Consider the following 15773-nt stretch of genomic DNA (forward strand, 5'->3'; position numbering starts at 1 on the left):
GCTGGTCGTCCGGACGGGACCGGGGTGGCGCGTTTCTACAGGACAACGGCGCGCGGGTGGCACACCATCTGGCGGACCCTGGCGAACCCTGGCGAATGGTCGCAGGGCAGTTGAGCGGAAGTTACTGTCAACTCAGCCGAGAACCTGGGGGCTTGACGTGACAAAGGGACCCAACACCCGTCTCGCGGACCTGTTCGGCCTCGCCGGATGGTCCAAGGGCGAACTCGCGCGGCTGGTGAACCGGCAGTCGGTGGCCATGGGCCACGCTCAGCTGTCGACCGACACCTCGCGGGTGCGGCGTTGGATCGACATGGGGGAGACCCCGCGCGATCCGGTGCCGAAGGTGCTGGCGGCTCTTTTCACCGAGCGACTCGGCCGTGTCGTGACCATCGAGGACCTCGGGTTCAGCAGGCCGGGCCAGTCGGCCAGACGGCAGCAGTCCGGACTGGACGGAGTGCCGTGGGCACCCGAGCGGACGGCCGAGGTCCTCACCGAATTCACGGGAATGGACCTCATGCTCAACCGACGCGGCTTGGTGGGCGCGGGCGCCGCGCTCACCGCAGGATCGGCACTCAGCAGTGCCATGTACGACTGGCTCCGCGGCGCCCCGGGCTCCGCCGCGGGCGTTGCGCAGTCCGGCTTCCCGGGTCCGGCCCGCCATGCGGACCAGGCAGCCATCGACAGGTACGACGCGGCTCCCGTGGGATCGCAGGAGATCGAGGCGCTGGAGCACTCCGTCGAGGTCTTCCGCGCCTGGGACGCCGCACGGGGCGGCGGACTGCAGCGCAAGGCGGTCGTCGGCCAGCTCAACGAGGTGGGCGGCATGCTCTCCTACCACCACCCCGAGCGTCTTCAGCGGCGGTTGTGGGGCGTGGCGGCGAACCTCGCGGTGCTCGCCGGATGGATGTCGCACGACGTCGGCCTGGAGCCCACGGCGCAGAAGTACTTCGTCATCGCCGCGCATGCGGCGCGCGAGGGGGGCGACCGGCCGCGCGCCGGCGAGGCGCTCTCGCGTGCCGCGCGGCAGATGGTGCACCTGGGCAGGCCGGACGATGCGCTCGACCTGATGAAGCTGGCCCGGTCCGGCTCGGGGGAGGAGACGCTGCCGCGTACGCGGGCGATGCTGCACACCATCGAGGCGTGGGCACAGGCGTCGATGGGCCACGGGCAGGAGATGCGGCGCACCCTGGGGGAGGCCGAGGAGCTGTTCGCCTCCGACAAGGGCGATGTGCCGCCGCCCAGTTGGATGCAGATGTTCGACGAGGCCGATCTGCACGGCATGCAGGCGCTGGCGTTCCGGACGCTGGCCGAGCACGATCCGTCCGCGGCCGGTGCGGCGGAGGCGCACGCCATGCGCGCCCTCGAACTGCGAGCCGACGGGCGGCAGCGCTCGAAGATCTTCGACTGGATCTCGCTCGCCTCGGCCTGCTTCATCGCCGACGAGCCCGAACAGGCCGACCGTTACGCGCGCCTGGCCGTCGTCAGCATCGGTGAGAACTCTTCGCACCGCACGTGGGACAGACTGCGTGAGATGTACCGGCTCACAGGTCAGTACGCGGGCCACGGTCTTGTCGACGACCTGCGGGAGGAGATCCGGCACGTGCTGCCCAAGCAGCCCAGGACGCCCCCGCTCTCGGGCGAGCCCAAGCCGGTCCGGCTGCCCGGGAGCAGAGGGCTGCGCTCGGTGTGAGCGTCAGCAATCCCCGTGCAGGCCGGGCCGGTCGGGAATCGCGGCGGTTCCCCGGGCCGGTGCGGCCGGGCCACCGCCGCTGAGGGCGGCGGCCCGCGCCGGCAGTCGCGCGGAGGCCGGCGGCGCCGGCAAGCCGTGGCGGCGTCCCGTGGCACCGGCGGGCCACGCTTCCGGCAGGGTGGTCTTCCGTGTCAGCCGTGCAGTCCGTGTCAGCGGTGCAGATAGCGCTCCGCGACAACCGTCGGGTACTCCACAGGCGTTCCGCGTTCCAGTGACCACGCCAGGCGCAGGTACTGCGCATGCGTCCACGCGAGCGGCGTGGCCGACGCCGTGCCCTTGCCCGACTGAACCTCCGGCACCGGGGGCCGGTCGTCCCAGACCTGCTCGGGCAGCATCAGGGTCTCGCCGGCCGTGGCGGCGATGTCGCGCAGCCGCCTCCCGGCCGACTGCCGGTCGCCGCGGAGGAGTTCGTACTCCCCGCGCTCACCGGAGAAGATCGGCCAGAGACGGCCGTAGGTGGTCTTCACCTCGGGACGGTCGACGGTCCAGGGCTCGCCGTCGGGCTGCTCGCCGTAGCCGTCGCCGCTGTAGCGGTGCCAGTGGCGGCCGGAGGGGGTGTCCACGGCGAGTTCGCGGTCCACCACCTCGAGAGAGTTGCGGATCACCGGGTCGTCGGCGGGCTTGACGCCCAGCCGCACGAGCTCCAGGAAGCCCGCGTCGACGACGCTGCGCTGGTCGGCCCTGCCCTCGTTGTTGTTGCCGAGCTCGTACGCCGTGCCCGCGTTCGGCTTGCCGTCCTTGGTCAGCCGCAGGTAGTACGGCTCGGAGGAGTGCGGGCCGTTGGTGCTCACCGTCCAGCCGTCGAGCGACTCCCGCCACTTGTCCGCGGCCGCGAGGTACTTGGCGGCGTCCGCGGCCTGTCCGCCGCGCTGCATCAGATCCGCGAGGCACACCAGCGCCGCGATCGCGGAGGCGATGGTGGAGGGCGAGTAGCCGCTCTGCTCCTCCCAGCGCTCCTGAGGAGTGAAGGGGGCCCTGTGGCCTTCCTCGCTCTTGAACTCCAGGATGAAGTCGGCGCCGCGGCGCAGGTGCCGCAGGGTCTTCTCGTCGTGGCGGTCGAGTACCCAGGCGAGCAGCAGGGGGGCCGAGGTCTCGTCGAGCTGGATGTTCGTCCAGAACGGTGTGCCGTCGACCTTGTGGTTCTGCGACCAGTGCCCGTCGGGCATCTGAGTGCGCAGCAGATGGTCCATCGCCCGGTCCGCCGCGTCGCGGTCGCCGGCCGCGAGCAGCCCCGTCCCGATGTGGTAGAGATCGCGGGCCCACACCAGGTGGTACGAACCGGTCTCGGGCGCGATGTTGCGGTCGGTGCCGAACGCCCACGGCATCGACGGGGAGGCTATGAAGGCCCCCGGGTTGCGCTTGTCCTCGCCGGCAGCGAGCGTCACGACCGACGCCGTGTACAGCGACCGGTCGGAGGGCGAGCGCAGGCATCCGGGGGCCTTCGGCAGACCCGCGAGATAGGCGAGCCAGCCGCGCTCGTACGCGCCCTCGGCCGCCTCGAAGCCCCGCCGCAGCGACCGCTTCGCCGTGCGCACGGCGTCCGCGGCCTGCTCGCCGAAGCCGAGCACGACCGTCTGACGGGTCCGGGCGCGCCCGTCCATCCGGAGCCGGCCGAGCTGCACGACGTTGCCGGGGCCGGCCGTGGCGTAGCGGTGCTTCAGGCGTCCGTTGTTCCCGGAGAGCTGGGTCCAGCCGTCGTTCACGTCGAGGTAGCCGACGGTGGATTCGGCGAATCCGTCCTGGGCGACCAGCGCGCTCGCCGCGTGCTCGTCCTCCGCCACCAGCGCCCCGCCCTGCGGGAAGGCACTGTCGTCGTTGCCCTCTCCGGACAGCGACGGGTCGTGCAGGACGAAGATCTGCAGGGGAGCGCCCGTCTCCGAGAGCACTTCGACGTCGATGAGCACGCTTGCGCGCTCCGGGTCGGTGACGTACCGCGTGACCGCGCGCCAGCCGGTGCCCCTGCTGGTGAGCCGGTAGCCCGGTGCCCCGCCGTTCCCGCAGAGTTCGGTGCGGGTCTCGCCGTCGCTGAGGCGTTCGGCGAACGTCTTCCCGTCGGTGATCACCAGCTGCGTCTGCCGGCTGGCGGGGGTGCTGAGGTCCGGATAGTACGTCTCGCTCATCCTGCCGCCCTGCAGGGTGAACCAGACGGGGCTCTCCTTCGTACGGGAGGTTCCGAAGCCGGTCTTGTCCGCGGGTACGAACGCGGCGCTCGTTCCCGGTCGCCCGGGTGCCTCCCCCGAGGGGTCGGCGGCGGCTCCTGCGCCCCCGGTCCCGGCCCGGGCGACGCCGGCCAGCGGGACGGGCGCCGCGATGGCCGACGCGCCGACCAGCGCTGCTCGCAGGAAGTTCCGACGGGAATTGCTACGCACACATCCTCCAGTCGAGGAGAGAACGGGGCGATCGACGGGCGCCCTCTGTGAGTTCACCACGTGAAGCCGTTTGGTCGGGCGGCCACGTCTCGGGTGAGCGAAAGCCTCGTCGCGGAAGACGACGACGTCAAGAGAGCGTGATGTGACTCCAAGAAATGAACGCTCACGAGTGTTTTCTTCCGTGCCGTCAGGCATGCGGGCCCGGCTCCGTACCCCACAACGAGGCCGGGAGCAAGGGCAGTTGGGTCAGCCGGTCACGCGGGCGACCAGGACGCAGGCGTCGTCCGTGCGGTCCCGGTCGCCGAACTCCTCGATCACCGTGCGCAGGCACTCCTGCGCGCATCCCGCCGAGGCGAAACGGCCGGCGAGGTCCAGCAGCCGTCCGGGCGCGCCGCGTTGCGTGTCGGTGGCGTTCATCCGCCCCTCGCGCGGGGCGAGTCCGTCCGTGTGCAGCACCAACACGTCGCCGGGCTCCAGCACTTCGGTGCTCTGTCCGTACGCGGTGCCCGAGGCCGCACCGAGCAGCACACCCCGGGGCGGGCGCAGCACCCTGCCCGTGCCGCCCCGGAAGACGACGGGCGAGGGGTGCCCGGCCTGCGACAAGGTGAGGGTGCGGTCGCGGGGCTCGTACCGGCAGCACACCGCGCTGCCCAGAGCCGGCTGCGCCGAGGTCTCCAGCAGCTGGTTCAGATGCCCCATCAGCGGGCCCGGCCCCACCCCCGCGAAAGCCATGCCCCGGACCGCGCCCAGCAGCATCGCCATGCCGGAGGCGGCCGCGACTCCGTGACCCGTAAGCTCCCCGGCGGACAGGAGGATGGCGCCGTCGGGCAGCTCCAGCGCGTCGTACCAGTCGCCGCCGATCATGGCGCTCGTCGTGGAGGGCAGGTAGTGCGAGGCGATGTCGAGTGCGGGACCGGCGCCGGCGTCACGGGCGTGGCCGGGACCGCCGTGCGGGATGCGCCGCGAGCCGCGCCACGGGGGGAGCACCGTCTCCTGCAGCTCCACCGCGAGCCTGTGCTCGGCACGGGCCGCGTGACGTTCGCGCCGCACGGTCTCATGGATCTCGCGCACGGCGAGTTCGCTGCGGCGCAACTCGCTGACGTCCCGGAGCACGGCCCACATGGCGGCGGTGCCGCCCTGGCCGTCGAGCACGGGTTCCCCCAGCAGGTGGAGGGTGCGCACGGCACCGTCCGGACGCATGATCCGGAACTCCCGGTCGATCGGCCTGCCGTCGACCAGGCAGTCGGTCACGGCGGCAGCGAGCAGGGGCTGGTCGTCGGGGAGCACCCACGAGGGCAGTTCGTCCAGGGAGAGCGGGCCGTCCTCCGGCCCGCGGCCGAAGATGCCGTACAGCTCCTCCGACCAGGACACCTCGTCGGTCAGCAGGTTCCACTCCGCGCTTCCCACCCGGCTCGTCAGCGCGGAGGGCCCGCCAGGGGCGGGTGCGGCTCCGCCGGGGCCGGCCCCGTCCGGTTCCGGCGGGGAAGGTGCGCCCGCACGGAGCCGGCCGAGATGTTCGCCGAGGTCGTCCAGCTGGTGGGCCGCGAGATCGCACAGGGCGCGCTGCCAGCGCCGTGCCGGGTCCTCCACCCCCTCGGCGTCCTCCTCCTCCGCGCGGGGCCGCACGGCGTCGATGCCGCCGCGCAGATGCCGGGCCTGCCGGATGAGGGCGTCCAGCACTCCGCGTTCGGGCGGCTGGGCCGGACGGTCCGCATCGACGTGGGAGGGCATCGAGGTCTCCGATACGGGAAGTGAGGGCTCGGTTACGACTGTTGCACAGGCTGCGACCGGCCGTAAGTGATTTCGCGATACCCGATCCGGTGGTGCTGCGGACATATGTCGCCGGGCCCTACGGTCCGGGATGCGTGCGGGGCCGGGTCACGCGGAGGGTGCCGGTAGGCTCACGGCCCGTACGGGACGGAGCGGTCCCCATTCCGCTTCTCCCTCCGCCCCCGGCCAGGAGTAGAACGGCTCGCAGGGGCAAGGATGCTGGTCAACGGAAATCCCGTTGCCAGTCGAAGACCCCGCACCGGATGCTGACCCTTATGTTCGCCGATTCCGTCGATTCAGGCATAGCGCCCAGCGGTACGCTGCTCGGCCTCCTCCAGAGGGGGCGCGGCGACGGCACGCTGCACGCTCTGGCTGCGCCCCGCGCCGAAGCGCTCACCGCGCTGAGGCAGTGCGTGCTCCATGATCCCCGGCGGGACTGGCAGATCGAACACCGCTCGCTCTACTACGCCCGGCTCCACATGGAGCTGGACGCCTCCGTCGACTACATCGGAGAACACCTCTTCGCGCCCGAGGACGAACTCCCGCCCGCGGGTGACTGCGAGGCACGCACCGGGCTGGCCCTGTCCGTGCTCGGCCACCTCGCCTCCTACGACGACGACGCCGCGACGGAACTCCTGCGCAGATACGCCGCCTCGGGCGCCAACTGGCAGTGGGCCCTGGACGAGCTGGCCGTACGGGACGAGGACGCCGGGCTGCGCCTGCTGGGCCCCGCCGTCCTCGCCCGCTTCCCGGAGACGGAGCAGGGCGACGCCGACCTGGCCGCGGCGGCCAAGGACGCCTTCGAGCCCAGGCCCTGGCGGCTGTGGGCCGAGGACCCCTCCCGTCCCGGCCAGGCGGAGCGGCTGCGGCGGGTCGCGGAACAGGGGTGCTTCGACCGCTGGCAGCGTCAGCTGCAGAGTCAGGGCCCCCGCCCCGGGTGGAGCGTGCGCGAGGTCCTGGACTGGGCGCAGGAGGGATGCGAGCAGCATCCCCCCGTCCACCGCGAGGCGGCCGCCGCGCGGTGCCTGTCCGCCGTCGCGGGTCCGCTGGACCGCGAGGAGCTGCTCGCCGCCGCCGCCGGTCAGCGCGATGCCGCCCGCGCCGCCGCGCTCCGGCACCTCGCCGACCGCGGTGACCCGGAGGCTCTCGACCTCATCGAGGAGGCCGCCGCCGATACGTGCGAGAGCGTCGCCGGGGCCGCGCTGGCCGCGTTCGCGCGGATGCGCAGCACGGCGGCCGTCGTGCGGGCACGGAAATGGGCCGCCGCCCCCGAGGGGTCGCTGCCCGAACGCCTCACGACCGCGGCCGCCGAGATGCTCGCCTGCTGCGGCGGTGCCCAGGACGCCGGCGCGGTGCTGAGAGCCCTGCGCCGCACCGTGCGCAACGACGGCCCGGACAGCGACGCGCTGTGGCCGCTGGTGGACGGCGCCGGTCGGCTCGGCGTCGCCTCGGCCGCCCCCGTCCTTCGGCACATCTACCGGGAGACGGCCTCCTCCCAGCTGCGGGGCCGCGCGGCCGGGGCGCTCGCCCTGACCGACCCCTCGTTCCCGGCGGGCTTCGCCGTGGAGTGCCTGTGGGACTGCGAGGAGACCACGAGGGCCCTGGCCGCGGAGTTCGCGGCGACGGGGGACGAACGGGTCGTCGAGAGGCTGCGCAGGCTCGCCTCCGATCCCGCGGAGGAGGCCGGTGTGCAGAGCGCGGTGCGCGGCAGGCTCAGTCCGGAGTCCGGGCGCTGACGGGCAGTTGACGGCGCCGTGCACGCGTGTGGTGGCCGCCGGCCGGTGCCGTTGCGGGCAACGGGCGTTTCCGCGGCGCAGGTTCGGGGCGACCGCGACCATGCCTTGCGTGACAGTGCTTCGGGTGATGGTGATCCGGTGACGGTGCTTCGGGCCAACGGCGGTGCGTGCACCCGACGGTGAGGCACCTGCCCGTCGGCCACACGGACGTCAGCACGCCCTTCCGGCACGGTCCCGGTCCGTGCGAACGACTCCGCGTGAACTTCCCCATGGGGCGCGCAGGATCGCGCCGCACGCTGGTGACGTAACCGACATCAAGGGGTGATCCGGGCGTTGTCACAGTGACCGCATAGTGTGTCTGCCGTGACTGAGCACGCCCCGCCGATCCTGCCGTCCCCGGCCCCCGGCCCCGCCGCCGACGAAGGGCTGGCGCGCCGGCTCCGCGCCCTGGCGTGCACGGCGCCGCTGCACGACCTCGACGTCCGCAAGGCCAACCTCGCGGGGGAGTACAGCATTTACGCGATGGCGGAGGTGGCGCTCAGCGCCATCGACCTCGTCACCCTCCAGATGGACTTCGACACGGGCGCCGACCACGAGGACGTCGTGACGAGGCTGATGCCCCGCATCTCCGCGCAGGCTCCCGGGCGTCCCGCGGCCGAGCACGAGCGCGTCGCCCGGTGGGTGCTGGAGAACCTGCTGAACGTCGGCAGCGTCGACCGCGGATTCCGCGCCGTGTACGGCACGTTCGGGCCGGAGGGCTCCTATGTGCGCCGGGACTACGACTTCAAGCTCATCGAGGAGGTCCCCGGCCCGGGCGGCAGCGTGTACCTGCGCACCACCGACGAGGCGGTCAACGTCCTTGTGGGGGCCCTCGACACGGACGTCACCAGCGCCCAGATCGCCGCCGAGGTGAAGCTGGAGGTCCTCATCAGCCGCGGCCGCCTCGCAGACGCCCAGCTCGCGGCCGAACAGGCCCGCTACCGCACCGTGCAGTACGCCGAGACGCTGCGCCGCACCCTGGAGGCCACCCGTCGCAACGTGCGCGCGGTCGACTGGCTGCGCACCGTCCCCGACATGATCGACGAGGCCCTGGAGCACGTCGCCGAGCGCTACCGCCATGAGAACGCGATCCTCACCAACATCCGCCGCGCGCGCGACGAGGCGGCGTCGGAACGCGGCCCCGACCACAAGCGCCGTGCCGCCGAGCTCGTCGACATCGTCAAGGACTGCATCCGCCGGCACACCCAGCTCCAGTCGCGGCTGCTGGCGGCCGGGCCGCTCTTCCGTGCGGAGCAGGACAGGCAGGCCTTCGCACCTCCCGCCGCCCGGGCCGGGCTGGACCTGTACGGCCAACTGCTCGCGCCGCTGCTGCCGTTGGCCGTGGAGCGCGCCGGTGCCGTCACGGACGCCTTCTTCGCCGGCGGCGTGGGGATGCGCACCCCCGGCGCAGTGCGCCTCGGCGACCTGACGGAGATGCTGCTGACGCCTCCGGCACCCCGCGAACACCTCGGCGCCGAGATGCCGGAGCCCGACCTGATCGCCACCCCCGACGACAGCAGGTTCAGCGAGGCGCAGCTGGAGTCGGCGACGGCACTGCTGGACCTGCCCGCCGACGCGCCACGCAGACTCTCGGGGCTGCTGGCGGACGCCAGGCGCCTCGATCCCGAACTGCCCTATCTGGTCGCACTCCTGGCCGTCCACGCCGCGAGTCCGCCCGTGGGCACGGCCTGCCGGCAGGGCGAGCGCAGGCTCCTCTTCGCCGTGGACGACGGTGAGGAGCTGAACGACGAGGAGTTCGGCGGAGCGGATCTGATCGTCGGCACGGCCGAGTTGGACGCAGCGGGGGCGGCGTCCGGCCGGGACGTCCGCGAGAGCCGCGAGGGGGCGGCGTGAGGCACCTCGGACCTGTCCACGGGACGGGGCCGCAGACACCCGCAACGGGCAGGGGCTCGGCGGAACCGGGACAACAGCCGGGTGCCGCTCCGCCGGTCCGTGAACGGCGGCGCGGTCCGGGCCGACCGACCCCGGGGCGCAACTCCGGGCAGCGGATGCGCTCCCCTCTGCCCGTCTCTTCCCCACCGCCCCTCGCCGGCATCCGTGGTCTGCATCAGTGCCCCGCATCCGACCCATGCGCAGGAGTGACGCACCAGTGACCGAACACCACGACGAGAGCCCCGGTCCGGCATCCGGCACCTCCGCCTCTTACGCCGCCGCCTCTTTCCCCGCCCCGGAGCCCGCGCCGGCCGACGCGGCCGCTCCGGCCGGCGGCTCGCACGCCGCCGTCACTCCCGCCGACACGGCCGACGCCGCGCGCCTTGTCTCCTTCGGGCTGCACCCCAAGCTGCTCCCCGCCCGTGACGCCGAATACGCCGGGCTGCTGCGGCGCTACCGCGACGAACCCGCCTTCGCCCGCCTCGCCGACGCCGTGGCGACCGGGCTGGGCCTCGTCGTCCTGGAGGTCTCCAGCAGGGCGGGAATGGCTCTCGCCGCCGGTGAGGAGTCGGCCTTCGCCGTGCGCATGGGCGACTACTCGCGCCGTGCAGCAGCGGACTCCGCCGACCGTTTCCTGCACGGGCTGGCTCATCTGGCCGTCGCCGCCATGGCCTTTCCCCGTCCCGAAGACCTGGCCGACGACGCCTACATCGGCCGCATCTCGGTCAACGGGGTGGACTCCTTCGTACGGCAGGCCTGCCGCCGGCTCGCCGAACGCGCGGAGGAGCGGGGAGAGAACCCGGACCCGGCCGCCGACGCCCCCGGCCTCGAGGCCGCCTGGCGGGTCTACGCACGACGCAGCACCACAGGCGCCACCAAGGACGCCCGCAGGCTTGCCGGTTCGACGACCGGCATCATCGGCAAGGCCGTCGCCTTCCTCGTCGACTCGGGATTCCTTCAGCGCACGAGCGACGAGGCCGGAGGCACCTTCCGCACCACGCCGCGCTATCAGCTCCAGGTCCGCGACATGGCGGGCAGCGCCGCCATGTCCGAACTGCTGGAGCTGGGGGTCGTCCCCGTCAGCGACGGAAGTGCCACGCTCCTTCCGGCCGCGGACGCGGAGGAGCCGGGGATCGAGGGGGAGGCAGCCCTTCCCTTCCACACCTGACCCGGCCCGGCCGGCTTCCCCCGCCCGCCCGTCTCCCGGCCTGCCGCACCGAGGGCCCGGCCGTTGCCCGTGCCCCCTGCCCGTCCCTCCGTGCGAACCGCGCGCCGCGGAGCGCCGCGCGAGACCCGCCGAACACCACGACCACGAGAGCCCGCCACCATGTACGAGCTGTCCCGGATCCGTCTCTACTCCATCGGTCCCGCCGGTGCGCGCTATGCCGACACCGTGCTGGACCTGCGCGGAGTGGGCGGCCCGGTGCCCAGCCCCGCCCCGGCCCAGGCCGACTTCTTCGAGGAGGAACCGGGCGGTCCGCCCCGCCGCCCCGCCCCCGCGGGAGTGCTCTTCCTGGAGAACGGCGGAGGCAAGTCCGTCCTGCTCAAACTCATCTTCTCCGTGATGCTGCCGGGCCACCGCAACACGCTCGGCGGCGCGAGTTCCGGCGTGCTGCGCAAGTTCCTCCTCGCCGACGACTGCGGGCACGTGGCACTGGAGTGGCAGCACACGCGGACGGGCGAGACCGTCGTCGTCGGCAAGGTCAGCGAATGGCGCGGCCGGCAGGTCTCCAGCGACCCGCGGAGGTTCGCCGAGGCGTGGTACTCCTTCCGGCCCGGCCCGGGGATGAGCCTGGACTCGCTGCCCGTCTCCGAGTCCGCCGCGCTGCGGCCGCCGTCCGAGGGCACCTCGTCGGCACGGGGACGGCGCCGCACCATGAAGGGCTTCCGCGACGTGCTGACCGAGACGGGAAAGGCCTACCCGAACCTCGACGTCACCTGGGAAGAGGTGCACGAACGCTGGACGGAGCGCCTCACCTCTCTCGGTCTCGACCCCGAACTCTTCCGCTACCAGCGGGAGATGAACGCGGACGAGGGAGAAGCCGCGGGGCTCTTCGCCGTCAAGAACGACTCGGACTTCACCGACCTGCTGCTGCGCGCCGTCACCGACACCCGCGACACCGACGGACTCGCGGACCTGGTCCACGGGTTCGCCCACAAGCTCGGCCGCCGCAGCGAACTCACCGCCGAACGCGACTTCACCGCCGGCTCCCTGGACCTGCTGCGCCGCATCGCGGAATCCGCGGAGCAGCGCCGGCGGGCCCGCGACATCCACGCCGCCGCCGAAGTCCGCGCCCGGACCCTGGTGCACCGCCTCGCGGCACGCGGCAGCGCGGAGCGCAGCCGCGGCACCGGACTCGCCGGCCAGGTCGCCGAGGCGGAGGAGAGCGTCACCCGCGCCGCCGACACGCACGCCCGCTCGTCCCTCGTCGCTGCCGAACTCGCCTACAGACACGCCTCGTTTGCGCTGGAGAGCGCGGAGAAGGCCGCCTCGGCACAGCGCCGCGAACTCAGCGAGGCCCGAACCGCGCACTCGGCCTGGCAGGCCGCCGAGACGGTGCTGGCCCACCGCACCGCCGCCGACCGCGCCGCCCGCCTCTCCGACGCGATCCGCGAGGCCGAGCGGGACGCGGCACCCGCCCTCGCGGCCCGCGCCACGGCCGCCGCCGGTCTCGTCAGGGCCCTTCACGCCGCCGCGGAGAGGGCGGAGTGCACCGCCGCCGAGGAGGAGGAACGCTCGGCACGGCTCCAGGCCGCCTCGGAGGCCGCACACAGCGACGCGACGGCGGCTGCAACCGAGGCCCAGCGCGCCCGCAGCGAGACCGGCCACCTGCGCCAGCGCCTCGCCGAGGTGGAGCAGGAGACCCAGGAGGCCGTGCGCGCCGGCTGGCTCGATGCGGGCGAGGAGGGCGACGGCGAGGCGGACCCTGCCGCCGCCGCACTGGCCGCCGAGGACGCCGCGCAGAGCCTCACCGCCGCCTGGGAGGAGTCACGCGAGGCCGCACGCCGCGCCGCCGAGCGCGCCCAGGAGACGGGTGCGGGGCTCTCCCGCGCGGAACTCGCCGCCGCCCGCGCCGAGGACGCAGCGGAAGCGGCGTCCGCGGCCCACACCGCGGAACGGCGCGTGGCCGAGGCCCTGGGCACGGAGGAACGCCTCGCCGAGCTCCTCGGCCTCCCGCACGCCGCCACGCACGCCGGCACGCAGGCCGCTCCGGGCGCGCGCTCCGACGGGGACCCCGTACCGCCCGCCGTGCCCTCCCCGCGCAGTGCCGGTGAGGAGACGGCGGCAGCGGGCCCCTCCCCGGAGGGTGAGGGGGCCTGCGTGCCCGGCACCGCAGGCGCTCTGACCGCCGAGGAGCTGGACGCAGGGGGCGAGTCGCTGACGGAGCTGCTCGACGACGCCGTCGCGGCCTGCGAACGGCAGCTGTTCGAGCTGCGGACCGCCGCGGCCGAGGACTCGCGCATGCTCGGCGCACTCGGCGACGGGGGCCTGCTGCCTCCCGCGCCGGATGTCACCGCGACTGTCGAATTCCTCGGCGAGCACGGCATCCCGGCCCTGCCGGGCTGGCGCTACCTCGCCCAGGCGGTCGCCGCCGCCGACCACGCAGACGTGCTCGCCGCCCGTCCGGAGCTCGTCGACGGCGTCGTCATCACCGACCCGGCCAGCCACGCACGGGCCCAGGAGGTCCTCGCCGGCGCGGCGTTGCTGCCGCGCTCCGCGGTGGCCGTGGGCACGGCCGCGGCCCTGCTGGCGCCCGTTCCCCGGGACGGCTCCGCCGCGCGCCGCGACGACGTCTTCCTCGTCCCGCCGAACCCGGCGATGCACGACGAGCACGCCGCCGACGAGGAGCGCCGCCAGCTGCGCACCAGGGCACTCGCCCGCGACGAGGAGATCCGCGCCGTCGCCGCCCGGCTCTCCCGGGACCGCACGCTCGCCGCCCGCCTCGCCTCCTGGCGCACCGGATGCCCTCCCGGGCGCCTCGCGGAACTGGCCGCGGCCGCGGACGGGGCCCGCAACGCGGCGGCGGACGCCCGGGAACACCTCACGCACGCACGGGCCGCGCACGAGGAGGCGGAGGAGGCCGCCGCAGACGCGGCGCGCGTCCGCGACGAGCGGCAGGAGCAGGCGCAGCAGGCACGCCGCCGGGCCGACGCTCTCGCGGGCCTCGCCTCGCGGCTGCGCGAGCGGGGCGGACGCCTGAGCCGGCTGCGCGCCCTGGCCGACGAGACGGCGGAGGCGGAGGAACGCGCGGAGACCTGCCTGGCACGTGCACGCGCCGGCGACGAGGACAGGCGTGCCGCACAGCGCGCCGCCGACGACGCCCGGCGCACCGCACGCGCGTTGCGGGCCGAGCGGGCCCAGATCGCCGGCGTCCCCGACGACATCGACGAAACCCTCCAGCCGCCCGACGGCACGTCGCTGCCCGCACTGCGCGAGGCCTACAGGTCGGCCTCCAGCCTGTACGACAAGGTCGGCGTCGGCGCCGACCTGCGCGCCGAGCAGGCCCACGCGGAGAGCGACGAATCCGCGGCCCGAGCCGCTCTGGACCGGCTGACCAACAAGGTGCGCACCCGCGCCGCGCAACACCTGGACGGCCCGGACGGTGCGGACGGCCCCGCCCGCCAGGCCGCGGCGGCACGCGCCGAGGCACGGGTGCAGATGCTGGAGTCCCGGGCCGCTGCCGCGAGCGAACAACTGGGCAGGCTGCGCGGCGAGGCGGAGCGGCTGGCCCCGGAGCACGGCGGGTGCCACACGGATCTCCCCGCGGGCACGGAGCCCGCGGACGTCGAGGAGGCCCAGCACCTGCTGCGCACCGCCAACGCCGAACTGGCTGCGCACAGCGACGAGTTGGACGAGGCCCGCAGTGCGCACGCTGCTCTCGTGCGGGCGCACCGTGCCGCCCAGGAGGCCGCGGACGGATTCGACGAGACCGCGGCACTCCTGCGCGACCTGCTCCGCGACCCGCAGCAGGCCGCGGAGACCGGCGAGACCCCCGAGCCCTTCCCCGGCTCACCCGCCGAGGCACGCCAGGCCGCCGCAGAGGCGCGCCGCTCCCTGCGCGGCTGTGCCGCCGACCTGTCGGCCGCCGAGCAGGCGGTGCGTGAGGCGTCCGACGTGCTCGTGCGGCACGCCAACTCCTCACGGTACGAGCAGGTCCGCACGCCGGCCCGGCAGCAGATCCGCGAACTGCCCGCCTCCGCGCTCCCCGACCACGCCTCCGCCTGGGCCGAGGCCTTCGCCCCGCGGCTGCGCGTGCTCGGTGACGAACTGGAGCAGCTGGAGCGCAACCGCGACAGCATCGTCGACCGGCTGCGCGGCCTCGTGGAGTCGTCACTTGCGACGCTGCGCTCCGCCCAGCGCCTCTCCCGGCTGCCGGAGGGGCTGGGGGAGTGGTCGGGCCAGGAGTTCCTGCGCATCCGCTTCGACGACCCCGACCAGGCCGTTCTCTCCGAGCGGCTCGGCGACGTCATCGACGAGGCGACCCGTACCGCCGTTGCGAAGAACTCCGACCTGCGGCGGGACGGAATGTCCCTGCTGCTGCGCGGAGTTCACGCCGCCCTGGAGCCGCGCGGGGTGTCCGTCGAGATCCTCAAGCCGGACGCGGTGCTGCGCGCGGAGCGGGTGCCGGTCGGCCAGATGGGAGACGTCTTCTCCGGCGGTCAGCTGCTGACGGCCGCCATCGCGCTCTACTGCACCATGGCGGCCCTGCGCGGCAACGACCGCGGCCACGAGAGGAACCGGCACGCCGGGACGCTGTTCCTCGACAACCCCATCGGCCGCGCCAACGCCACCTATCTCCTGGAGCTGCAGCGTGCCGTCGCCGACGCGCTCGGCGTCCAACTGCTGTACACCACGGGGCTGTTCGACACCACGGCCCTGGCCGAGTTCCCCCTCGTGATCCGCTTGCGAAACGACGCGGACCTGCGGGCGGGGCTGAAGTACATCAGCGTCGAGGAGCATCTGCGCCCCGGACTGCCGCAGCAGGACCCCGAGGAGGAGCCCGTCCAGGGGGAGATCACCGCGACGCGCATGTTCCGCCGGCCCGACGGCGACAGCCGGCAGCCTCGCGTCCCGGCACAGGCCGAAGGCCCGCGCCGGGAGCCGTGACCGCCCGTGCAGCACCGGCGCCGGCCTCCTCCACGGGCCGGCGCCGCGCGGAAGCCCCGTCCGGGAAACGGTCCGACGGCGCCGAAGATGTCCGGAATCAGTCCCCG

Annotated in this window: 7 protein-coding genes; 5 read left to right on the top strand and 2 right to left on the bottom strand. The window is 74.0% G+C overall.

Annotated features, from left to right (window positions below):
• Positions 1-157 precede the first annotated feature (157 nt).
• Positions 158-1690 carry a DNA-binding protein NsdB gene (locus H180DRAFT_RS27140; RefSeq protein WP_055488787.1) on the top strand — a complete coding sequence of 511 codons (1533 nt, stop codon included), beginning with the start codon at positions 158-160 and terminating at the stop codon, positions 1688-1690.
• A 209-nt stretch (positions 1691-1899) separates the two neighbouring features.
• Here the strand turns inward: H180DRAFT_RS27140 and H180DRAFT_RS27145 are convergent, their stop codons facing one another.
• Both H180DRAFT_RS27145 and H180DRAFT_RS27150 read right to left on the bottom strand, forming a co-directional pair.
• Complete coding sequence (locus H180DRAFT_RS27145) at positions 1900-4119, bottom strand: glycoside hydrolase family 15 protein (protein ID WP_199822529.1); 2220 nt, start codon at positions 4117-4119, stop codon at positions 1900-1902.
• 246 nt (positions 4120-4365) lie between these two features.
• Positions 4366-5850, bottom strand: a complete 1485-nt coding sequence (locus H180DRAFT_RS27150) for a PP2C family protein-serine/threonine phosphatase (RefSeq protein ID WP_055488788.1) — start codon at positions 5848-5850, stop codon at positions 4366-4368.
• 314 nt (positions 5851-6164) lie between these two features.
• Here H180DRAFT_RS27150 and H180DRAFT_RS27155 point away from each other — a divergent pair, with 314 nt between their 5' ends.
• The 4 genes from H180DRAFT_RS27155 to H180DRAFT_RS27170 all read left to right on the top strand — a co-directional run bounded on the left by H180DRAFT_RS27155 (position 6165) and on the right by H180DRAFT_RS27170 (position 15666).
• Entirely contained in the window at positions 6165-7625 is a 1461-nt protein-coding gene (locus tag H180DRAFT_RS27155) for a hypothetical protein (RefSeq protein WP_055488789.1), read from the top strand.
• A 363-nt stretch (positions 7626-7988) separates the two neighbouring features.
• Positions 7989-9518, top strand: coding sequence for a hypothetical protein (locus tag H180DRAFT_RS27160; protein ID WP_055488790.1), 1530 nt, complete (start codon positions 7989-7991; stop codon positions 9516-9518).
• Between the two features lie 256 nt (positions 9519-9774).
• Positions 9775-10725, top strand: coding sequence for a hypothetical protein (locus H180DRAFT_RS27165; protein WP_055488791.1), 951 nt, complete (start codon positions 9775-9777; stop codon positions 10723-10725).
• Between the two features lie 159 nt (positions 10726-10884).
• Positions 10885-15666, top strand: coding sequence for a hypothetical protein (locus H180DRAFT_RS27170; protein ID WP_055488792.1), 4782 nt, complete (start codon positions 10885-10887; stop codon positions 15664-15666).
• Positions 15667-15773: the final 107 nt, after the last annotated feature.

This window comes from Streptomyces sp. WMMB 322, from assembly GCF_900090145.1.
GTDB lineage: Bacteria > Actinomycetota > Actinomycetes > Streptomycetales > Streptomycetaceae > Streptomyces.